General features: G+C 73.4%; 18 protein-coding genes and 2 tRNA genes. 11 read left to right on the top strand and 9 right to left on the bottom strand.

Features of this window, described 5'->3' with window-relative positions; all coding sequences use genetic code 11:
• Positions 1–54: 54 nt before the first annotated feature.
• Positions 55–774 carry a DedA family protein gene (locus ACFVYI_RS29160; protein ID WP_387891072.1) on the bottom strand — a complete coding sequence of 240 codons (720 nt, stop codon included), beginning with the start codon at positions 772–774 and terminating at the stop codon, positions 55–57.
• 324 nt (positions 775–1,098) lie between these two features.
• On the opposite strand from ACFVYI_RS29160, the gene fbaA reads away from it, so the two are divergent.
• The 4 genes from fbaA to ACFVYI_RS29140 all read left to right on the top strand — a co-directional run bounded on the left by fbaA (position 1,099) and on the right by ACFVYI_RS29140 (position 4,593).
• The gene (gene fbaA / locus ACFVYI_RS29155) at positions 1,099–2,121 is read left to right on the top strand and encodes a class II fructose-bisphosphate aldolase (RefSeq protein ID WP_387891070.1); all 1,023 of its coding nucleotides are present in this window, start codon (positions 1,099–1,101) and stop codon (positions 2,119–2,121) included.
• 73 nt (positions 2,122–2,194) lie between these two features.
• Positions 2,195–2,608, top strand: a complete 414-nt coding sequence (locus ACFVYI_RS29150) for a DUF3151 domain-containing protein (protein ID WP_352288463.1) — start codon at positions 2,195–2,197, stop codon at positions 2,606–2,608.
• A 356-nt stretch (positions 2,609–2,964) separates the two neighbouring features.
• On the top strand, positions 2,965–3,783 hold the full coding sequence (locus ACFVYI_RS29145) for a DUF3152 domain-containing protein (protein WP_387891068.1): 819 nt from the start codon (positions 2,965–2,967) through the stop codon (positions 3,781–3,783).
• Positions 3,784–3,885: 102 nt separating this feature from the next.
• Complete coding sequence (locus ACFVYI_RS29140; protein WP_387891065.1) at positions 3,886–4,593, top strand: hypothetical protein; 708 nt, start codon at positions 3,886–3,888, stop codon at positions 4,591–4,593.
• An 18-nt stretch (positions 4,594–4,611) separates the two neighbouring features.
• On the opposite strand, the gene ACFVYI_RS29135 is transcribed toward ACFVYI_RS29140, so the two are convergent.
• The 4 genes from ACFVYI_RS29135 to purS form a co-directional block, all read right to left on the bottom strand.
• Positions 4,612–5,439, bottom strand: coding sequence for a sterol carrier family protein (locus tag ACFVYI_RS29135; RefSeq protein ID WP_387891062.1), 828 nt, complete (start codon positions 5,437–5,439; stop codon positions 4,612–4,614).
• A 571-nt stretch (positions 5,440–6,010) separates the two neighbouring features.
• Positions 6,011–8,266 carry a phosphoribosylformylglycinamidine synthase subunit PurL gene (gene purL, locus ACFVYI_RS29130; RefSeq protein WP_387891059.1) on the bottom strand — a complete coding sequence of 752 codons (2,256 nt, stop codon included), beginning with the start codon at positions 8,264–8,266 and terminating at the stop codon, positions 6,011–6,013.
• Positions 8,266–8,943, bottom strand: a complete 678-nt coding sequence (purQ, locus tag ACFVYI_RS29125) for a phosphoribosylformylglycinamidine synthase subunit PurQ (RefSeq protein ID WP_387891057.1) — start codon at positions 8,941–8,943, stop codon at positions 8,266–8,268. The genes purL and purQ overlap by 1 nt, the downstream gene beginning before the upstream one ends.
• Positions 8,940–9,227 carry a phosphoribosylformylglycinamidine synthase subunit PurS gene (gene purS, locus ACFVYI_RS29120; protein WP_387891054.1) on the bottom strand — a complete coding sequence of 96 codons (288 nt, stop codon included), beginning with the start codon at positions 9,225–9,227 and terminating at the stop codon, positions 8,940–8,942. The genes purQ and purS overlap by 4 nt, the downstream gene beginning before the upstream one ends.
• Positions 9,228–9,684: 457 nt before the next feature.
• Here purS and ACFVYI_RS29115 point away from each other — a divergent pair, with 457 nt between their 5' ends.
• The 7 genes from ACFVYI_RS29115 (at position 9,685) to ACFVYI_RS29085 (ending at position 14,349) form a co-directional block, all read left to right on the top strand.
• Positions 9,685–10,002 carry an Lsr2 family protein gene (locus ACFVYI_RS29115; protein ID WP_238860361.1) on the top strand — a complete coding sequence of 106 codons (318 nt, stop codon included), beginning with the start codon at positions 9,685–9,687 and terminating at the stop codon, positions 10,000–10,002.
• A 130-nt stretch (positions 10,003–10,132) separates the two neighbouring features.
• A tRNA-Gly gene (locus ACFVYI_RS29110) sits at positions 10,133–10,205 on the top strand.
• A 40-nt stretch (positions 10,206–10,245) separates the two neighbouring features.
• Positions 10,246–10,321, top strand: a tRNA-Gly gene (locus ACFVYI_RS29105).
• A 209-nt stretch (positions 10,322–10,530) separates the two neighbouring features.
• The gene (locus tag ACFVYI_RS29100) at positions 10,531–11,535 is read left to right on the top strand and encodes an ABC transporter ATP-binding protein (RefSeq protein ID WP_387891049.1); all 1,005 of its coding nucleotides are present in this window, start codon (positions 10,531–10,533) and stop codon (positions 11,533–11,535) included.
• The gene (locus tag ACFVYI_RS29095) at positions 11,532–12,380 is read left to right on the top strand and encodes an ABC transporter permease (protein ID WP_387891047.1); all 849 of its coding nucleotides are present in this window, start codon (positions 11,532–11,534) and stop codon (positions 12,378–12,380) included. Before ACFVYI_RS29100 ends, ACFVYI_RS29095 begins: the two co-directional genes overlap by 4 nt.
• 74 nt (positions 12,381–12,454) lie before the next feature.
• Entirely contained in the window at positions 12,455–13,660 is a 1,206-nt protein-coding gene (locus ACFVYI_RS29090; protein ID WP_387891045.1) for a sensor histidine kinase, read from the top strand.
• Positions 13,661–13,728: 68 nt separating this feature from the next.
• Positions 13,729–14,349 (top strand): response regulator, encoded by a 621-nt coding sequence (locus ACFVYI_RS29085; protein ID WP_387891042.1) that lies wholly within the window; start codon positions 13,729–13,731, stop codon positions 14,347–14,349.
• Positions 14,350–14,395: 46 nt separating this feature from the next.
• On the opposite strand, the gene ACFVYI_RS29080 is transcribed toward ACFVYI_RS29085, so the two are convergent.
• From ACFVYI_RS29080 to purD, 4 genes are all read right to left on the bottom strand, one after another.
• The gene (locus tag ACFVYI_RS29080) at positions 14,396–15,295 is read right to left on the bottom strand and encodes a phosphoribosylaminoimidazolesuccinocarboxamide synthase (RefSeq protein WP_387891040.1); all 900 of its coding nucleotides are present in this window, start codon (positions 15,293–15,295) and stop codon (positions 14,396–14,398) included.
• Between the two features lie 106 nt (positions 15,296–15,401).
• Complete coding sequence (locus tag ACFVYI_RS29075; RefSeq protein ID WP_387891037.1) at positions 15,402–16,943, bottom strand: N,N-dimethylformamidase beta subunit family domain-containing protein; 1,542 nt, start codon at positions 16,941–16,943, stop codon at positions 15,402–15,404.
• Between the two features lie 220 nt (positions 16,944–17,163).
• Positions 17,164–18,738 carry a hypothetical protein gene (locus ACFVYI_RS29070; RefSeq protein WP_387891035.1) on the bottom strand — a complete coding sequence of 525 codons (1,575 nt, stop codon included), beginning with the start codon at positions 18,736–18,738 and terminating at the stop codon, positions 17,164–17,166.
• Positions 18,739–19,312: 574 nt separating this feature from the next.
• Positions 19,313–20,560 carry a phosphoribosylamine--glycine ligase gene (gene purD / locus ACFVYI_RS29065; RefSeq protein ID WP_387891032.1) on the bottom strand — a complete coding sequence of 416 codons (1,248 nt, stop codon included), beginning with the start codon at positions 20,558–20,560 and terminating at the stop codon, positions 19,313–19,315.
• Positions 20,561–20,769: the final 209 nt, after the last annotated feature.

Here is a 20,769-nt window from a genome sequence, read left to right as displayed (position 1 = left end):
GGTCCTGTTTCACGTGAAACAGGACCCGGCCCCGGCCGTTCGTCGTGGTGGCGCTCAGCCGCGGCGGTGGCGCCCGGCACCCGCCTGGGCGGCCTCGGCCTCGGCGGCCTCGGCACCGCCGGCCTTCTTCTTCTTGCGCTCGCGCATCACCTCGATGAGGATCGGCGAGATCGAGAGCAGCACGATCAGCAGCACCGCCGGGATCAGGTACTTGTCGATCACCGGGGCGAGCGCGTCACCGAAGAAGTAGCCGATCAGCAGCATGGACTCGGTCCACAGCACGCCGCCGATCACGTTCCAGAGGAAGAACGTCCGGGCCGGCATCTCCAGGGTGCCCGCGACCGGGTTCAGGAAGGTCCGCACGATCGGCATGAAGCGGGCCAGCACCACGGCCTTGCCGGGCCCGAACTTGTTGAAGTACTCCTCCGCCTTCAGCACGTACTCGCGCCGGAAGATCTTCGACTCGGGCTTGTCGAACATCTTCGGTCCGACCTTCACCCCGATCAGGTGTCCGAGCTGGGCGCCCGCGATGGCGGCCAGCGGCGCACCGATCAGCAGGGCCGCGATCGGCAGCTTCGTCCCCTCCCCGAGCACCGACGAGGCGGCGTTGGAGGAGGCGACGCCGGCGATGATCAGCAGTGAGTCGCCCGGGAAGAAGAACCCGACCAGCAGGCCGGTCTCGGCGAAGATGATCGCGATCAGCCCGATGGCGCCGAGGGACGAGATCAGTGATTTGGCGTCGAGCAAGTTGACGGCCAGCTGGTTGTAGTCCACGGCCGCAGGATAGCGGGCCGGTCTTGACGCGGGCTTCCGCCCGGGGGGCGAGACGGTGGTCATCCCTTCGTCGCACGTGGGCAGCCGTCCCGACAGGCGGGCCACATGGTGTCGCCCGGGCTCGGGATGGGAAGATGGCTCCGGCGTCCGGACCGCGGTCGCAAACACCCTCATTGTCGTACCGCGGCGGCGCTTCGAACCTTGGTACAGGTGGCCGCCCCGCAGAGCCGCGCGTAGGCCCCGGTACCCCGGAGTCGTAACAGAGGCGTACACAGCGTCGGACAGCACCGTCCGTACGCCGCAACCCGACAGGAGCGGATTCGCATGCCCATCGCAACTCCCGAGGTCTACAACGAGATGCTCGACCGGGCCAAGGCGGGCAAGTTCGCCTACCCGGCCATCAACGTCACCTCGTCGCAGACCCTGCACGCCGCGCTGCGCGGCTTCGCCGAGGCCGAGAGCGACGGCATCATCCAGATCTCGACCGGTGGTGCGGAGTTCCTGGGCGGCCAGCACAACAAGGACATGGTGACCGGCGCCGTCGCGCTCGCCGAGTTCGCGCACATCGTCGCCGCCAAGTACGACATCACCGTCGCGCTGCACACCGACCACTGCCCCAAGGACAAGCTGGACGGCTACGTCCGCCCGCTGCTGGCGATCTCCGCCGAGCGCGTCGCCAAGGGCCAGAACCCGCTGTTCCAGTCGCACATGTGGGACGGCTCCGCCGAGACCCTGAACGACAACCTGGCCATCGCCGAGGAGCTGCTGGCCCAGGCCGTCGCCGCCAAGATCATCCTTGAGGTCGAGATCACCCCGACCGGCGGCGAGGAGGACGGTGTCACGCACGAGATCAACGACGAGCTGTACACCACCGTCAACGACGCCGTCCGCACCGCCGAGGCCCTCGGCCTGGGCGACAGGGGCCGCTACCTGCTGGCCGCCTCGTTCGGCAACGTGCACGGCGTCTACAAGCCGGGCAACGTCGTCCTGAAGCCGGAGCTGCTGCGCGAGCTGCAGGACTCGATCGGCGCCCAGTACGGCAAGAAGGACCCGTTCGACTTCGTCTTCCACGGCGGCTCGGGCTCCTCCGCCCAGGAGATCGCCACCGCGCTGGAGAACGGCGTCGTGAAGATGAACCTGGACACCGACACCCAGTACGCCTTCACCCGCCCGGTCGTGGACCACATGTTCCGCAACTACGACGGTGTGCTGAAGGTCGACGGCGAGGTCGGCAAGAAGAACACCTACGACCCGCGCACCTGGGGCAAGCTGGCCGAGGCCGGCATGGCCGCCCGCGTGCTGGAGGCCGCCCAGCAGCTGCGCTCGGCCGGCAACCGCCTGAAGTAGGCACCGCCCGGAAGCCCCGCCGCTTCCCGAGGCCGGTCCCCGGCTCATGGCCCCCAGTGGTTCACTGGGGGCCATGAGTATTCACCAGAACCTCCTCGGGGGTCCGCCCCCGACGCACCTGCCCGCCGAGCCCGCTCCGCTGGAGCTGCTGGCCGGCGGCGCCTCCCCGGCCGAGGTCGCGGCGAAGTACCCGACCTCCTCGCTGGCCTGGGCCCAGCTCGCCGACGACGCCTTCGCCGCCGGCCGCACCGTCGAGTCCTACGCGTACGCCCGCACGGGCTACCACCGCGGGCTGGACTCGCTGCGCCGGGCCGGCTGGAAGGGCCACGGCCCGGTGCCGTGGGAGCACGAGCCGAACCGCGGCTTCCTGCGGGCGCTGCACGGGCTCGGCCGGGCCGCCGCGGCCATCGACGAGAAGGAGGAGGCCGAGCGCTGCGCCCAGTTCCTCCGGGACAGCTCGCCGACCGCCGCCGCCACCCTGGGCTGACCGGCCCGCACCACACGTAGGCACCTGCGCGCCACGGCCGCCCCCGCTGCCGTCCGAAAGGGCGGCAGCGGGGGCGGTCCCCTTTCGGTGTGTATACCCGGTATGTAGACATTCACCGGGTCTCCATGTCAGGGTGTCCGGGCGAGGGGGGCGCACGGAGGTTCGAAGGCTTTCGCGACCCCACCGGTCCGACAGGAAGCCTCACCGTGCCCGCAGCCAGACCCGACCAGCGCGACTCCCGCACGCGCAGCTCCCGCGCGGCCGGTGGACGTACCGGCGGTTCCCGCTCCGACCGCCCGCACGGTGCCGGCCGGACCGGCCGACGACGCCGGCAGCGGCGGCGGATCCGTCCCGGGATGATCACCGCGCTGGTGGCGGCGGTGGCCGTCCTCGGCGTCACCCTCCTCATGCCCGACCACCCCGACCCCCGGCCCGCCGACCGGACCGCGCAGGGCCGGGTGGCCCCGCCCGACGCGAGCACCCCGGCCGCCGCCCCGCCCGCCGGGGCTCCGGCGCCGGCGCCCACCCCCACGGCGCCACCGGCACCCGCCCAGGCACCCGTGCCCACCACCGTGCCCACGCCCGCCGAGCCGAGCACGCCGGACCCCGGACCGGACCGGGGCGCGGGCACCTTCACCGTCGCCCCGGGCGCGGCCGCACCGGTCGGCAAGGGCACCGTCCGCCGCTACCGGGTCGAGGTCGAGGACGGCATCGGCATCGATCCGGCGGCGGCCGCCGCACAGGTCCAGCGCATCCTCGCCGACCCGCGCGGCTGGACCAACGACCGCAGGAACGGCTTCCAGCTGGTGGCGGGCGGCGCGTACGACTTCACCGTGAAGATCGCCTCGCCGGCCGCCGTGGACCGGATCTGCGGGGCCGCCGGCCTGAACACCCGCGGCGAGGTGAACTGCAACGTCGGCAACCAGGTCCTGGTCAACGTCAAGCGCTGGAACACCGGTTCACCGCAGTTCAGCGGCCCGATCGACGAGTACCGGGCGCTGATCGTCAACCACGAGGTCGGCCACCGGATCGGCCACGGGCACGAGACCTGCCCGGGCCAGGGCAAGCCCGCACCCGCGATGATGCAGCAGATCTACGGCCTCAAGGGCTGCGAACCCAACGCCTGGCCGTACACGGCGGACGGCGGTTACCTCGGCGGCCCGTCGGTGCCCTGACCCGGGGCACCAGGGGGCTCCGCCGCGGCCGCCGGCGGTGCCGGGACAGAGCTGGTACATGTTCACCGACCGCCCGGCACAAGGCCGTTCTAGGCTGCTCACATGACAGCAGACCGCACCGCGGCCGGACGCCGCCTCCTCGCCGTGGCCGGCACCGCGGGACTCCTCCTCGCCGTGGCCTCCTGCTCCTCCTCCGGCGACGTGACCGGCGCCGGCAGCCTCTCCTACGACCACGTCCGGTCGACCGCCCAGGGGCTCGCCAAGACCGGGCCGTGCCCGTTCGGTCTGGACCTCCCGGCGGCCCTGAAGTCGGCCGGGATCGACCGGCCGGTGACCCCCGGGGCCAAGGACGAGCCGGCGGTCGGCACCGACCTCGGCAACGGCAAGCCGGGCGAGCCGTGGCCCTCCGGCGTCTCCGCGCCGCCCTCGATGCCCTCGATACCGGCCACGCCCCCGAGCGCCTGGGTGACCTGCACCTACACGGTCGGCTCCACCCCGGTCCGGATCGACCTGCTGGCCATCCCGGAGAACGGGCCCGTGGTCAACATGATGCTGCCGTCCATCCAACGCGCCGGCAATCTCGGCGTGGACCAGCTGAAGCAGTTCGCCGACGAGCAGCCGACGGCCGGCCGGACCAAGGTCACCCCGGGCGCCGCGTCGGTGGGCGTGGCCCGGGTGGCGGCCAAGGGCAAGGGCGACATCGCCCTGACCCTCTCCCAGGACACCGTGAACGCCACGCTGGAGCCCGCCCTGACCGGTGAGGCACTCCGGAAGGCCACCGAGCAGCTCGCCGCCCAGCTCCACCCCTAGACCCCGCTCCTGCCGGGCCTAGCCGAGGACCGGCAGGTAGGCCGCGAGGTCACTGCGCTCGCCACTGGCCGAGAGCGCGGCGGCGTCCACCGCGGCGGCCCAGTCCGTCCGCCCGGTGGCGAGCCGGATCCAGGTCAGCGGATCGGTCTCGACCACGTTCGGCGGGGTGCCCCGGGTGTGCCGGGGGCCCTCCACGGCCTGCACCACGGCGTACGGCGGGATCCGCAGCTCGACGGCCCCACCCGGCGTGCGGTCGGCGAAGGCGTCGGCCAGCAACCGGGTGACGGCGGCGAGCGCCTGGCGGTCGTGCGGAAAGGCGGCCCGGCCCAGCGCGTCGGCCAGGTCGTCGGCGTGCACGACCGCCTCCACCAGCCGGGTCACCAGCAGGTCGGAGAGCAGCATCGAGCCCAGCCGGATCTCGAACCGCCGCTGCGGGTCCGCGACTTCGGGCCCGTCCAGGGCGGCGAGCAGGGCGTCGGCGGCCCGGTCGAAGGCCGCCGCCACCTCCACCGGGGAGCCGCCGAACTCCGCGGCGGCGTGCTCGCGCGCCCCGGCGTCCAGCAGTGGGGCGACCTCGGCGACCCGGGACACCCACCCCAGCAGGTCCAGCGGCGGCCGCCCCTCCAGCGGGTCGCCGAGGTGGGCGGGCACCCAGTCGAGCTGGACCGCCAGGTGGGCCAGCAGCTCGCGCACCGACCACTGCCCCACCCTGGTCGGCCGGGCGAGCACCTGCTCGGCCACCGGGTCGGCGCAGAGGTCGTGGACGGCGGCGCGCAGTGCCCGGGTCTGCGCGGCCAGCGCGGCGCGCACCTTCTGGGGCTGGTACGTACGGGACTTGGGAGGCATGCCCCGCAGCGTACGCAGTGACTTCGCCCGCTCGCCTCCGGGCAGTATCTTCGCCCGCTCGCCTCCGGGCAGTATCTTCGCCCGCTCGCCTCCGGGCAGTATCTTCGCCCGCTCGCCTCCGGGCCGCTTGTCCCGGTGCCGACGGTCGGCGCTCCGTCGCTCCTGCGTCGCTCCGTCCCTTCTCCCTTTCGGTACCGGCGCGGCCCTTCGGCTCGGGGCGGGTTCGGTGCGGGGCGGGACTCAAGACGCGTGGGGCGGGGGTCAAGGAGGGCGGGGCCGGGCCCAAGGAGGGCGGGGCGGGGCTCAAGGAGGGCAGGGCCGGGCCCAAGGAGGGCAGGGCCGGGCCCAAGGAGGGCGGGGCCGGGCCCAAGACGCGCGGGGCGGGGGTCAAGACGCGCGGGGCGGGGGTCAAGGAGGGCGGAGCGGAGCTCAAGACGGCGGGGCCGGGCCCAAGACGGGCCGGGCGGGGCTTCGCCGCTCGGGGCGGTGGTTCGGGCCGGTGGCCGGGCCCGTAGACGGCCGGGCCGGCGCGCCCCCTCTGGCTCGGGGCGCGCCGGTCCGGTCCGTCCGGTCAGGCGAGCAGAGCCTCGATGACGCCGGTGTGGGCGTCCGTCAGCTCGGCCAGCGAGACGGTGAACTGGCCCTGGACGTCCAGGACATCACCGTCGACCACGCCGATCCGGGTGGCCGGCAGGCCACGCGCGGTGCACATGTCGTTGAACCGGAGCTCCTCGCTGCGCGGCACCGCGACGACCGCGCGGCCGGCCGACTCCGAGAACAGGAACACGAACGGGTCCTGGCCCTCGGGCACGATGATCCGGGCGCCGTGGCCGCCCTTGAGGCAGCTCTCCACCAGCGCCTGGCCCAGGCCGCCGTCGGAGAGGTCGTGCGCGGCGTCGATCATGCCGTCGCGCGAGGCGGCGATCAGGATCTCACCGAGCAGCTTCTCGCGGTCCAGGTCGACCTTGGGCGGCAGACCGCCGAGGTGGTCGTGGACCACCTGCGTCCAGGCCGAGCCACCGAGCTCGTCCTCGGTGTCACCGAGCAGGTAGAGCAGCTGGCCCTCCTCGGCGAAGCCGATCGGGGTGCGGCGGGTGACGTCGTCGATGACGCCGAGCACCGCGACCACGGGGGTCGGGTGGATGGCGGTCTCGCCGGTCTGGTTGTAGAGCGAGACGTTGCCGCCGGTGACCGGGGTGCCGAGCGCCAGGCAGGCGTCGGCCAGACCGCGGGTGGCCTCGGCGAACTGCCACATCACGTCCGGGTCCTCGGGGGAGCCGAAGTTGAGGCAGTCGGAGATCGCGAGCGGCTTGGCACCGCCGGCCGCGACGTTGCGGTACGCCTCGGCGAGGGCCAGCTGGGCGCCGGTGTACGGGTCCAGCTTGGTGTAGCGGCCGTTGCCGTCGGTGGCGACCGAGACGCCGAGGTTGGTCTCCTCGTCGATCCGGATCATGCCGGAGTCCTCGGGCACCGAGAGCACGGTGTTGCCGAGCACGTAGCGGTCGTACTGGTCGGTGATCCACGCCTTGGAGGCCTGGTTGGGCGAGCCGGCGACCTTGAGCAGGTCGGCCTTCAGGCCCTCACCGGTGGTCGGGCGGGCGAGCCGCTCGGCGCTCGGGGCGTCGGCCTGCAGCGCGTCCTGCCAGCTGGGGCGGGCGTACGGGCGCTGGTAGGTCGGGCCCTCGTGGGCGACGGTGCGCGGCGGCACGTCGACCACCAGCTCGCCGTGCCAGAAGATCTCCAGCCGCTCGCCGTCCGTCACCTCACCGATGACGGTGGCGATGACGTCCCACTTCTCGCAGATCTCCAGGAAGCGGTCGACCTTGCCGGGCTCGACGATGGCGCACATGCGCTCCTGCGACTCGCTCATGAGGATTTCCTCGGGCGAGAGCGTGTTGTCGCGCAGCGGCACGGTGTCGAGCTCGATCCGCATGCCGCCGGAGCCGGCCGAGGCCAGCTCGGAGGTGGCGCAGGAGAGGCCGGCACCGCCGAGGTCCTGGATGCCCTTGACGAGCTTCTCGGAGAAGATCTCCAGGGTGCACTCGATGAGGAGCTTCTCCTGGAACGGGTCGCCGACCTGGACGGCCGGGCGCTTGGCCGGGCCGGTGGCGTCGAAGGTCTCGGAGGCGAGCACCGAGACACCGCCGATGCCGTCGCCGCCGGTGCGGGCTCCGTACAGGATGACCTTGTTGCCGGCGCCGGAGGCCTGCGCGAGGTGGATGTCCTCGTGCTTCATCACGCCCACGCAGAGCGCGTTGACCAGCGGGTTGCCCTGGTAGCAGGAGTCGAAGACGACCTCGCCGCCGATGTTCGGCAGACCCAGGCAGTTGCCGTAGCCGCCGATGCCCGCGACGATCCCGGGCAGCACGCGCCGGGTGTCCGGGTGGTCGGCCGCGCCGAACCGCAGCGGGTCCATCACGGCGACCGGGCGGGCGCCCATCGCCAGGATGTCGCGCACGATGCCGCCGATGCCGGTGGCCGCGCCCTGGTAGGGCTCGATGTACGACGGGTGGTTGTGCGACTCGACCTTGAAGGTGACCGCGTAGCCCTGGCCGACGTCGACCACACCGGCGTTCTCGCCGATGCCGACGAGCATCGCGTCGTTCGGCGGAACCTTCTCGCCGAACTGCTTCAGGTGCACCTTGGAGCTCTTGTAGGAGCAGTGCTCCGACCACATGACCGAGTACATCGCGAGCTCGGCGCCGGTCGGGCGGCGGCCGAGGATCTCCCGGATGCGGGTGTACTCGTCCTCCTTGAGACCGAGTTCGGACCACGGCTGGCCGGCGTCCGGGGTCTGCTCGGCGTTCTTGACGGTGTCGAGGGTCATCAGGCGTTCACCAGCTGCTTCAGGACGGAAGTGAAGAAGCCCAGGCCCTCGGTGGTCGGACCGGTGAGCGGCTCCACGGCGTGCTCCGGGTGCGGCATCAGGCCGACGACATTGCCGGCGGCGTTGGTGATACCGGCGATGTCGCGGTACGAACCGTTCGGGTTGACGTCGACGTAGCGGGCGACCACCCGGCCCTCCGCCTCCAGCGCGTCCAGGACGTGTTCGTCGGCGACGAAGCGGCCCTCGCCGTTCTTCAGCGGGACGACGATTTCCTGACCGGCCGAGTAATCCCGGGTCCACGCGGTGCCGGCGTTCTCGATCCGCAGCTTCTGGTCGCGGCAGACGAAGTGCAGCGAGTCGTTGCGGGTGAGCGCACCGGGCAGCAGGTGCGATTCGCACAGCACCTGGAAGCCGTTGCAGATACCGAGAACCGGCATTCCCAGCTTCGCCTGCTCGATGATGGTGTCCATCACCGGCGAGAACCGGGAGATCGCGCCGCAGCGCAGATAGTCGCCGTAACTGAATCCGCCGGGCAGGACGACCGCGTCGACCTGGTGGAGATCCTTGTCACGGTGCCAGAGCGCGACCGGCTCGGCGCCGGCCAGGCGGACCGCGCGCTGGGCGTCGCGGTCGTCGAGGGAGCCGGGGAAAGTGACGACGCCGACTCGGGTGGTCACTTGGCGTCTCCGACGACGGAGGAGGGGACCGCTGCCACGGTCTCCTCGACGCGGACGGTGAAGTCCTCGATCACGGTGTTGGCGAGAAAGGTCTCGGCGGCTTCGCGGATACGGGCGAGCGCGGCGTCGTCGACCGGGCCCTCCAGCTCCAGCTCGAAGCGCTTGCCCTGGCGGACGTCGGCGATCCCGGTGAATCCGAGACGGGGCAGTGCACGCTGCACCGCCTGTCCCTGGGGGTCGAGGATCTCCGGCTTGAGCATGACGTCGACTACGACGCGTGCCACTGGCACTCCCGGTGGTGTCTTCGGTGAGGCGGGGGAACTCCAGACTACCGGGGGTTTCGGGTGACTTTGCTGGCCGGGCAGGGTGACGCGCGTAGACTCACGACCCTTACGCCACAAGGGCTCCGCCTCCCCCCGGACACCCCATTTCACCGGATTCGGCGGCCCGAGCGAGAACGGCCGAAGAGCACCCGAATACCGGCACTCCGGACAGATCGGCCAGCCGAGTGCACCGGGTATCCGACAGCGCACCGAAGACACGTGAATATACGGAAAAGAAAGCCGGACTCTTCGATTTCGACCCGCTTCGGGTGCAGAATAGGGCCACCTGCCGCGGCAAGTGCTGCGTATCCGGCACGCCATCGGGCCTGCCCGTATGCGCTTGCGCGAGTGGTGCACATCAGGCCACGGGAGCGCACCCCGCGCCCTTCGGCCGAATTGCCCGAGAGGATTGACACCCATGGCTCAGCGTGTAGTTGTCACGCTCTCCGACGACCTGGACGGCGGCGCCGCCGCAGAAACCGTCCACTTCGGCGTCGACGGGAAGTCGTACGAGATCGACCTGTCCCTGGACAACGCGGAAAAGCTGCGGGAGGCCCTCGCTCCGTTCGTCGCGGCCGGCCGCCGCCAGAGCCGTACCGGTAAGTCCTTCCGCCGCACCGCGCTCACCCCGGACCCGGCCGCCGTGCGCGCCTGGGCCCAGTCGCGCGGCATGGAGCTGCCCGCCCGGGGGCGCATCCCCAAGCACGTCTACGAGGCCTTCGCCGAGGCGAACTGACCCCGCCGGACCCGGTCGTCCCACCTGCCCCGAAAGGGTGGGGCGACCACCCCGATCGATGGGGTAGAGTATTCCTCGTCGCCGCAACGGAGAGATCCGAAGAGGCGGCCGGTGCCCCACCAGGCACCGTGCGGACGTGGCTCAGTTGGTAGAGCATCACCTTGCCAAGGTGAGGGTCGCGAGTTCGAATCTCGTCGTCCGCTCGCAGTGTGCGAGCACAGCACAACTCAATAGTTCCATCCTGCGGACGTGGCTCAGTTGGTAGAGCATCACCTTGCCAAGGTGAGGGTCGCGAGTTCGAATCTCGTCGTCCGCTCCAGTACGAAGGGCCCCCTCGGTCGAGGGGGCCCTTCGGCATTCCCCATGCAGTCGCTCCCCGGCTTGCCCCGGGCTTGCCCGCGGCTTGGCCGGCGCTTTCCCGCCCGGCTCCGACCGATGACATTTGTCACCGCCGACCCGTGGATCCGCACCCCGTTCCGATGAGAGTGCGCACTGCCCGCGGCGCCCGGGCCGCGAAAGGCTTGAGCCATGGAAACGAGCCAGCCGCGCACCGCGAGCGATCACGTGATCGAGGTCACCGACCTCCACCGCCACTACGGCTCCGGTGCCACCGGCTACCACGCGGTGCGCGGCGTCGACCTGACCGTCGGCCGCGGCGAGCTCTTCGCGCTGCTCGGCACCAACGGCGCCGGCAAGACCTCCACCATGGAGCTGATCGAGGGCCTCGCCGCCCCCACCGCCGGTACCGTCCGGGTCCTCGGCCACGACCCGCACCGCGAGCGCGCCGCGCTCCGCCCCCGGATCGGCATCATGCTCCAGGAGGGCGGCTTCCCCGGCGACCTCACCGTCGCCGAGACCGGCCGCAGCTGGGCCGGGATGACCAGCGGTGCCCGCCCGCTGGAGGAGGCGCTGGAGCTGGTCGGCCTCGCCGACCGCCGGGGCGTGCGGGTCAAGCAGCTCTCCGGCGGCGAGCGCCGCCGGCTCGACCTCGCGATGGCCCTGCTCGGCCGCCCCGAGGTGCTCTTCCTGGACGAGCCCAGCACCGGTCTCGACCCCGAGGCGCGCGCCGCCGTCTGGCGCCTGGTCCGCGAGCTGCGCGCCCAGGGCACCACGGTGCTGCTCACCACGCACTACCTGGAGGAGGCCGAGGAGCTGGCCGACCGGCTGGCCATCATGCACCGCGGCCGGATCGTCACCGCCGGCACCGTGGCCGAGGTCATCGCCGGCCGCCCCTCCCGGATCACCTTCGAACTCCCCGAGTTCACCGGCGCCTCCCTCCCGCCGCTGGCCGGCGCCACCCTGGTCGCCGACGGCCGGAGGATCACCGTGCAGACCGGGCAGCTCCAGGCCACCCTCACCGACCTGCTCGGCTGGGCCGCCCGGCACGGCATCGCGCTCGGCGCCCTCGACGCCCGCAGCGCCTCGCTGGAGGAGGCCTTCCTCGCCATCGCCTCCGAGGCCGCGCACCGGCCCCAGGCCGACGCCCCCGCCGCTCCCACCGCCCGCCGCCGCCTGATGGGACTCTCCCGATGACCACCGCCACCGCCCGCACCGCCACCGCCCCGCAGAGCAGCACCGGACCGCGGAGCACCACCGGCCGCCGGCTGCTCGCCCTCGGCCGGGCCGAGGCCACCCTGCTGCTGCGCAACCGGACCGCGCTGTTCACCGCCCTGCTGCTGCCGCTGCTGCTGATCGGCGGCCTGCGGAGCGTGCTGGAGCAGCAGGCCGAGACCAACCCCGGCCTCGACGTCGACTCGCTGCTGGTCAACGGGGCGGTCGGGATGGTGCTGGCCTTCGTCGTCTACTACAACCTGACCGCCGCCTACGTGGCCCGCCGCGGCGAGCTGGTGCTCAAGCGGCTGCGCACCGGCGAGGCGCGGGACGTCGAGATCCTGGCCGGCACCGCGGTGCCCTCGGTCGGCCTGGCCCTGCTGATGTGCCTGGTGGTCGCCGTCGGCGGCGCCGTCGCCCTCGACCTCAGCGCACCGGTGAACCCGCTGCTGATGGCAGCCGGGCTGGTCCTGGCGATCGGCACCCTGATGGCGCTGGCCGCCCTCTCCAGCGCCTTCACCAAGACGGTCGAGAGCGCCGGCATCACCACCATGCCGGTCCTGCTGCTCTCCCAGTTCGGCTCCGGCCTGTTCGTCCCGCTGGAGGTCATGCCCGACGGCATGGCCGACGTCTGCCGACTGCTGCCCACCACCCCGGCCTTCCAGCTGATCCGCCTTGGCTGGTTCGGCACCGACGGCTCCGCCGCCGCCACCGGCTTCGCCGGCACCTGGTCCACCGCCGCTCCGCACCTGGTCACCGGCACGGTCTGGCTGGGCCTCGCGGCCTGGGGTGCCGTCCGCTACTTCCGCTGGGAGCCCCGCCGCTGAGCCTTCTCTGATAGGAAGAGCGAAGCAATGATCATGATCGAACGGGGGGCGGGCAGATGGGCGTACTGAGGCCGGTGCGTACCTGGAAGGCTTACGGCAAGCCGCAGCGGTCCGAGCTCTACCTCCGCTGGTCGCTCTATCTGATGCCGCTGATCCTGATGATGGTGATCCTGCTGGCCGTCGGATCCGCCGCCCAGCAGGAACAGCTCCGCGACGCCGTCCGGGTCAGCATGGTCGTCGGCCTGGCCACCACGCTGCTGGCCTTCCGGGCGTTCCGCACCTCGCTCGACCACTACCTGAAACGGCCGTCCGACCACCTGCGCTGGCTCCTGCTGACCGGCGGGGTGGCGATCGCCGGCTCCTGGGCCGTCCTGCTGCTAGGCCCCACCGGCGGAGCGGAGAACACCGGTCCCCCGTTCACCGCCGTGGTCGTCTCCGCGCTGGCGGCCTCGGCCTTCGGCCCGGCGAGCGTGGGCCTGACGATGCGGCAGGCGTGCCTCACCGGGATCGGCGCCCGGCTGCTGGTCGTCCCGGCCACACTGCTGGCCGGGATCGGCGCCCCGGCGGCCGCCGGGATGCTGGTCGGGGACCTCGTCGCGATGGCCTTCGTCGGCCTCAGCTGCCGCGGCTGCGCCTGGCTGCAGTCCGTCGTCTGGGAGCTGGACACCGCCCGCGAGGCCCAGTCCAGGCTGGCCGTGGCCGAGGAGCGGCTGCGGTTCTCCCGAGACCTGCACGACGTGATGGGCCGCAACCTCACCACCATCGCGCTGAAGAGCGAGCTCGCGGTGCAACTGGCCCGCCGGGGCCGCCCGGAGGCCGCCGACCAGATGACCGAGGTGCAGCGGATCGCCCAGGAGTCCCAGCGCGAGGTCCGGGACGTCGTCCGCGGCTACCGCACGACGGACCTGCACGCCGAGGCGATCGGTGCCCGCGCCGTCCTGCGCTCCGCCGACGTGGCCTGCGAGATCGACCTGGGCGAGGACGCCGACCGACTGCCGCTGCCGGTGCAGTCGGTGCTCGGCTGGGTGATCCGCGAGGCCACCACCAACATGCTGCGCCACAGCGAGGCCGGCCACTGCTCGATCCGGCTGCGGCGCGAGGACGGCCGGGCGGTGCTGGAGCTGGAGAACGACGGGGTGCCGGCCGTGCCGATCCCGTCCCGGGGCAGCGGGACGGGGCTGCGCGGGCTGCGCGAGCGGCTCGCCGCCCACGACGGCGAGCTGACCGTCCCGGACGCCGGGCCGGGCCGGTTCCGGATGCTCGCCAGCGTCCCGCTCTGACCCCTGTCGCGCCGCCGCCGACCGCGGCCCCCGCCCCGACCACCGCTCCCGTCCGGAAGAAGGCCCCGATGACCGACACCGCCCCCGTGCGCGTCCTGCTCGCGGACGACGAGCACCTGATCCGGGGGGCGCTGGCCGCGCTGCTCTCCCTGGAGGAGGACATCACCGTGGTCGCCCAGGCCGCCTCCGGGCCGGAGGCGCTGGCGATGGCGCAGGCGCACCGCCCGGACATCGCGGTGCTGGACCTCCAGATGCCCGGACTGGACGGCATCGAGGTGGCCACCGAGCTGCGCCGGCTGCTGCCGGACTGCCGGTCCATGATCGTCACCGGCCACGGCCGCCCGGGCTACCTGAAGCGGGCGCTGGAGGTCGGCGTGCGCGGCTTCCTGCCGAAGACCGTCTCCGCGGCGGACCTCGCCGGGATCATCCGTACGGTGCGCGCGGGCGGCCGGTACGTGGACCCGGAGCTGGCGGCGGACGCCATCAGCGCGGGCGAGACGCCGCTGACCCCGCGCGAGACGGACGTCCTGGAGCTGGCCGCCGACGGCACCTCGATCGCCGGGATCGCCGAGCGCGCGGCGCTCTCGCCGGGCACGGTCCGCAACTACCTCTCCTCGGCCGCCACCAAGCTGGGCGCCGAGAACCGCCACGCGGCGGTGCGGATCGCCCGCGAACACGGCTGGATCTGAGACCTCCCGGTCCGGGACCCGGCCGCGCCCGCGGGCGTCCGACGGCTCAGGCCCAGCTGAGGCCGGTCAGCCGCTCGTAGACCTCGATGTACTTGGCCCTGGTCTGCTCGACGACCTCGGCCGGCAGCTCCGGCGGCGGCAGCTCGCTGAAGCGGTCCCAGCCGGAGGCCGGGGAGACCAGCCAGTCCCGGATGAGCTGCTTGTCGAAGGACGGCTGCGAGCGGCCGGGCCGCCAGTCGTCAGCGGGCCAGAAGCGGGAGGAGTCCGGGGTGAGCACCTCGTCGCCGATCACCAGCTCGCCGTCGGCCAGGCCGAACTCGAACTTGGTGTCGGCCAGGATGATGCCGCGCGCCCGGGCGATGTCCCGCGCCCGGGCGTAGACGTCGAGGGTGGTGCGGCGCAGCTGGGAGGCGAGCTCCGCGCCGATCCGGCGGGCGGTCTCCTCGTAGGAGACGTTCTCGTCGTGCTCGCCGACGTCGGCCTTGAGCGCCGGGGTGTAGATCGGGGCGGGCAGCTCGGAGCTGTTCACCAGGCCCTCGGGCAGGGCGATGCCGCAGACCGTGCGGTCGGCCTCGTACTCCGTCAGTCCGGAGCCGGCCAGGTAGCCGCGGGCCACGCACTCGACCGGGACCATCTCCAGGCTGCGGCAGACCAGCGTGCGGCCCTTCCAGTCGGCGGGGGCGCCGGCCGGGACCTCGGTGGAGATCACGTGGTTGGGCACGATGTCGGCGATCCGCTCGAACCACCACAGCGAGAGCTGGGTGAGGACGCGGCCCTTGTCGGGGATCTCGTTGGGCAGCACCCAGTCGTGCGCCGACATGCGGTCGCTGGCGACCATCACGAGGTCACCCGACTCGGCGCGGTAGAGGTCGCGCACCTTGCCGGTGTGCAGGTGGACCAGGCCGGGCACCTGGACCGGCTCGGGCTTGGTGACAAATCCGCTCAAGGTCGTCTCAGTCCTCAGGGGTCGTTCGCGGGCGTGGGGCGCGAAAGGGGAGGTCAGTGGACCCGAGTCTGTCATGACCGCCCGCGCGGACCCCGCCCGGGCGGTCTCAGCCGTTCTTGCAGAGGCGATCCAGCAGGTTGGCGGTGGCCCGCTGGATCCGCTCGTCGGTGAGACCGGGACGGTCCAGCGCGGGCGACCACGCGAACGTCCCGGCGGCGAAGACGTACGCACCGCTCGGCGCCCGGTACAGCGAGGTCTCCTGGTACCGGGTGCGACCGGCGAGGTCCCGGTACGGGGAGTGCGCGAGCAGCACCCGCTCGGTGTGCCGGGGCAGCGCCACCTTGGGGTAGTAGCGGTCGGCCTCGCCGGCGACCAGCCCGGGCAGCTCGTCGCCCTCCTGGACGCCGGTGCCGTCCCAGAGCCAGTGCGCGGTGTGCCGGGCGACCAGCGGGACGGGGGAGGCGACCCGGCCGGAGTACTGCAGGCCGAGCAGGTGCTGCTCCGGTTCGCCGGCGTCCCGCCAGAGCGCGCTGGCGGCGCCGCCCACCCCGGTGGCCGGGCTGCCCGGCTCGACCTTCTGCCGCTTGCGGCAGTTGAGCAGCCGGTTGGGCTCGCCGCCCGGCGCGGGGCTCAGCTCGACCCGCCAGTACATGGTGTTGGCGGAGAGGAAGACCAGCGAGGTGCCGCCGTCGCGGGCCCGCTCGACCGTGCGGCGCATCGGCTCGGACCAGTACTCGTCGTGGCCGGGGAAGATCAGCGCCCGGTGCCGGGCCGGGTCGACCAGACCGGCGTGCAGATCGGTCGCGGTGGCGTAGGACAGGTCGTAGCCGTAGCGCTCGGCCCAGCGGATGAAGTCGTAGGCGTGGCCGACGTGCAGCGGCAGGCCGGCGGTGGCGTGCGGGCGGTCGAAGGAGACGGTGACGGCCGCCTCGGGCTCGCCGACCAGCCGGCCCTGGCCGTCCCAGGCGTGGTAGAGGCTGGCCCCGCTGCGGCCGTCCTCGGGGAAGAGGTTGTAGGCCTGCCAGGTCACGTCCGGGATCACCAGCAGCAGCTCGGCGGCGCGCGCCTGGTCCTCGAAGTCCCGGACCGTGAAGGGGATGTGGCTGCGGTGCAGCATGTCGCCGGTGGTCAGCACGGCGACGTAGGCGCCGGGCCGCCAGTGGGTGGGGATCTGCAGCCGCCAGGAGTGCCACCAGTGGTGGCAGGAGACCGTCCGCCCGACCACCAGCGGAGCCGGCTGGGACAGCCCCGCGATCAGCGGACTGGACGTCATGTGGTGGGCGCCGTCGCCGCCGTAGTGGCCGATCCGGAAGACGTCGACGGTGAACTCGCGGGGCGGGTTGACGGTGACCCGGAAGTCCACCGAGCCGCCGGGGCGGACCACGCCCGCCGAGGCGAAGCCCTTGATCTGCTGCACCACGTCGTTGGCGCCCTGCGGGGTGCCGACCGAGGGCTTGGGTCTGGCGCCGCCGGCCAGCGGTTGCTGGCCCGGCGCGTCCACCGAGACGTACCAGGGGACGGCCCCCTCGGCTCCCGCCAGGTACTGGTCCGGGCTGCGCAGCCAGGGCAGCGGCCCCTGGCCGAAGGGGTCGGAAACGCTGTACGCGTGCGTTCCGGACTCCCAGCGGCGGTTGAGTTCCGTCCCCACGCGCCCCTCCCACAGATGCACCCTCCGCCGGTTGGCATGTGCCTCCCGGCTGTGCGTGCGGTCTAATACACCACAGAGTGCTGGCGCTGCGTCACCCTACGGTAGCAACTAGTGCCGGAGAATCTTCCGGCCCGCCGCCGGGAGGTGCCCCGGCCTGCGAAGACCTGCCCCCGGCGAGCGCCCCGGGGGCGCGAGCCCCGGCACCGAGCGCCCTCCGGACTCAGAGCCGGACCGGCTTCTCCAGCCGGACGTCGGCGGCGTCCAACCAGGCCCGCAGCGGGCCGTCCTGGCCCTGCTCGACGGCCTGGGCGACCGGCTCGGCCAGATCGGTGCGGCGCACCCCGCCGATCAGCAGCACCGGGCCGTCCAGCCAGTCCAGCCCCGGGGTGGCGCCGGCGGTGTCGACGGCCGCGCAGCAGACCATCGCGGTGACGTGGTCGACCAGGAGGTCCCGCCCGGTGCGGACGGGTTCGAGCAGCGGGGCGGGGGCCGTGGTCCGGGCCAGCTGGGCGGTGAGCGAGGCGGCCAGCTGCTCGCCGCCGCCCTCGGCGAGCCGGCCCAGCAGCCTGGTCACCGTCGGGGCGCCGGGGCGGGCCTGCGGGGCGAGCCGGTCCAGCGCGGACTGCAGCGCGGTGGCGCGGGCCCGCCAGCCGGCGTCCACCACCTCGGCCGGGTAGTCGGACCACTCCACCTCCCGCCAGGCCCCGGAGGCGGGCCGGCCGAAGAACAGCTCGGCGGCGAGCAGCGAGACCGCCTCGTCCACCGTGCCCGGCTCCTCCAGCAGGTCGCAGGCGGGGCGGTCGCCGAGGCGGCTGCCGTAACCGTCGGCCAGCCGGTCGCGCCGGGACAGCTCGGTGAGCGCGGCGACCACACCGGCGTTGAGGTGGGCGGGGTGCCGGCCGAGCCGCCAGGCGGGCAGCGCGACCCGGGTGAGCAGCCGGTCCCAGCCGGCGTAGGCCAGGCCGACCTGCTCCTGGGCGGCGATCCGCAGGCCGTAGTCGACCGCCCGGGCCTGCTCGGACGCCCAGCCGGCGACGGCCCGCTCCAGCTCGGCGGAGTGCGCCCGGCAGGCGCCGAGCAGCCGGCGGGTGATCCGGTCGGTCAGCGCGGCCGGGCCGCGGCGGCCGGCCCTCGGTGCGGCGGGCGCGGGGGCGCCGACCACGCCGGGCGGCGGGGTGGCGTCCAGGCTGGCGTCCAGGCCGCGCAGGAAGCGGCGGGCGGCGGCGATGTCCGGGTCGGCGGCGGCCGCGGTACCGGCCACCACCGGGGCGAGCAGGGCGCGCAGCTCGCCGGCGCGCATCCACCAGAGGAACGGCGAGCCGATCACCAGGACCGGCGCGGGCGGCTCGGGTGCCGGGCCCGACGGGCGGCGCGTCCCGCCGGCCCGGGCCGGCGGGAGGTCCTCCAACCAGCTGTCGCAGTCCGGGGTGAGGGCGATCGCGGAGGGCGCGGGGACCTCCAGCCGGTCGGCCAGCTCGTCGATCAGCCGGTACAGCTCGGGGGCCTGGGCCCGGGCGAGCGGGACGACCGGGGTCTGCGGCGGGACGGCCCGGCGATGGGCCCGGGCGGCCAGGCCCGCGACCAGCAGGGTGGCGACGGCCACCGCGCAGACCACCCAGCGGACGGCGTCCCAGCCGGCGGCGTCGGGGGCGCCGGGCGCACCGAGCCGGCCGGTGAACCGGCCCGCGAGCAGGACCACCGCGGCGGCGGCGGGCAGTACGGCGGCGGCCAGGGCGAGCCCCCGGACCCGCAGAACCGCTTGGGCGTGAGCGCGCGCGGTGTCGACAGCGGCCATACGGTGCGGCACCCCCTTCGGAGCCCTCGGACGCCCGGCGACGGGGCCCTGAGCCGACTCGAAACGATCAGTTCCGACCGGGAAGCGGCGACGGCCGATCCCGGTAGTACATGCTGCGTGGCGCTTCTGACATTCTTGACGCCCTTGTCCGGGTGGGTGTTCCGGATCGCCCCGGTTTCCACTCGTCCCGGTGACGGTGCCCGAAATCCGGACGACCGTGCCGGGTGCCGTGCGAAGCGGCCCGGGCGTGCCGGTCCGGCCGGACGCCGTCCAGCATCCCCCCGCACGACCGCCGCTACCCGGCGCGGCCGCGAGCGGCACGGCCCACGGCGCTGCGGACCAGCGCACCATAAGGCCGGGCAGCCGGTTGCGTCAGCCGGATGCGGCTGCTGTCACTCGATGGGCTGGATTCCGGCCGCCGAACGGTGCGGCGGCCGTCGGAACCACTCCCGTGCCACCCACCCCGGAAACGCCGCGGGGCGCTGCGTCCATGGGGGTTGTTTCCCCCGGACGCAGCGCCCCTGAGCCGCTTCAATGCGCTCGGCTCGCGGCTTAAATAGCTCGCTCGCTCTGGCTACTGCGCGGCCTTGAGCGCGATGTCGGTGCGGTGCTGACCGCCCTTGAGGCTGATCCGGCCCACCGCCTCGTACGCCCGGCCGCGCGCCTCGGCGAGGTCGGTGCCGGTGGCGGTGACGGACAGGACCCGGCCGCCGGCGCTGAGCACCCGGCCGTCCTCGTCCGCCCTGGTCCCCGCGTGCAGCACGAAGGCGGTGCCGTCGGCGGCCTCGGCCTCCGCCAGGCCCTCGATCACGTCACCGGTGCGCGGCGCCGCCGGGTACCCCTCGGAGGCGATCACCACGGTGACGGCGGCACCGTCGTCCCAGCGCAGCGGCTCCAGCTGGTCCAGCGAGCCGGTGGCGGCGGCGTGCAGGACGGCCGCCAGCGGGGTGCGCAGCCGGGCCAGCACGACCTGGGTCTCCGGGTCGCCGAAGCGGGCGTTGAACTCGATCACCCGGGTACCGCGCGAGGTCAGGGCCAGGCCCGCGTAGAGCAGGCCGGAGAACTCGGTGCCCCGGCGGCGCAGCTCGTCCACGGTGGGCTGCAGGACGGTCTCCAGGACCTCCTCGACCAGACCCTCGGGGGCCCACGGCAGCGGCGAGTAGGCGCCCATGCCGCCGGTGTTCGGGCCCTCGTCGCCGTCCAGCGCGCGCTTGAAGTCCTGCGCGGGCTGGAGCGGGAGGACGGTGGTGCCGTCGGTGATCGCGAACAGCGAGACCTCGGGGCCGTCGAGGTACTCCTCGATGACCACGCTCTCGCAGGAGGCGGCGTGGGCCAGCGCGGCCTCGCGGTCGGAGGTGACCACGACGCCCTTGCCGGCCGCCAGGCCGTCGTCCTTGACCACGTACGGCGCGCCGAAGGCGTCCAGCGCCTCCGCGGCCTCGGCGGGGGTGGTGCAGACGTAGGAGCGGGCGGTGGGCACCCCGGCGCCGGCCATGACGTCCTTGGCGAACGCCTTGGAGCCCTCCAGCCGGGCGGCCTTGCCGGACGGGCCGAAGACCGGGATGCCGGCCGCGCGCACGGCGTCGGCGACGCCCGCGACCAGCGGGGCCTCCGGGCCGACCACGACCAGGTCGGCGTCGAGCCGCCGGGCGAGCGCAGCGACCTGCGCACCGTCCAGCTGGTCGACGGGGTGGACCGTCGCCACCTGCGCGATCCCGGCGTTACCCGGGGCGCAGTGCAGCTCGGTGACGGCGGAATCTTGGGACAGAGAGCGGCACAGGGCGTGTTCGCGGGCGCCGCCGCCGATGACGAGGACCTTCACGGTTGGCAAGGGTAGTCGGTGGCCGGTTCGCGTCGCCCTCCGGTCCCGTCGGAAGCTCCAGGTGAAGCCGTCCGTACGCTGCCGGTGTCGGAGGATCCTCCAAGCGGCGGGTCGGCCGGTGCGCCCCCGGTGTCCGGGTCAGGACAGCGGGTCACCGGGGCCTCGCTCGGACGGGTGAAATCTCGCCGACCGCCGCAACCCGCTCACCT

This window comes from Kitasatospora sp. NPDC058218 (genome assembly GCF_042882445.1).
Taxonomy (GTDB): Bacteria; Actinomycetota; Actinomycetes; order Streptomycetales; family Streptomycetaceae; genus Kitasatospora.
Note: the sequence above shows the minus strand (reverse complement) of the source record. Positions and strands in the feature narration are given on the sequence as shown.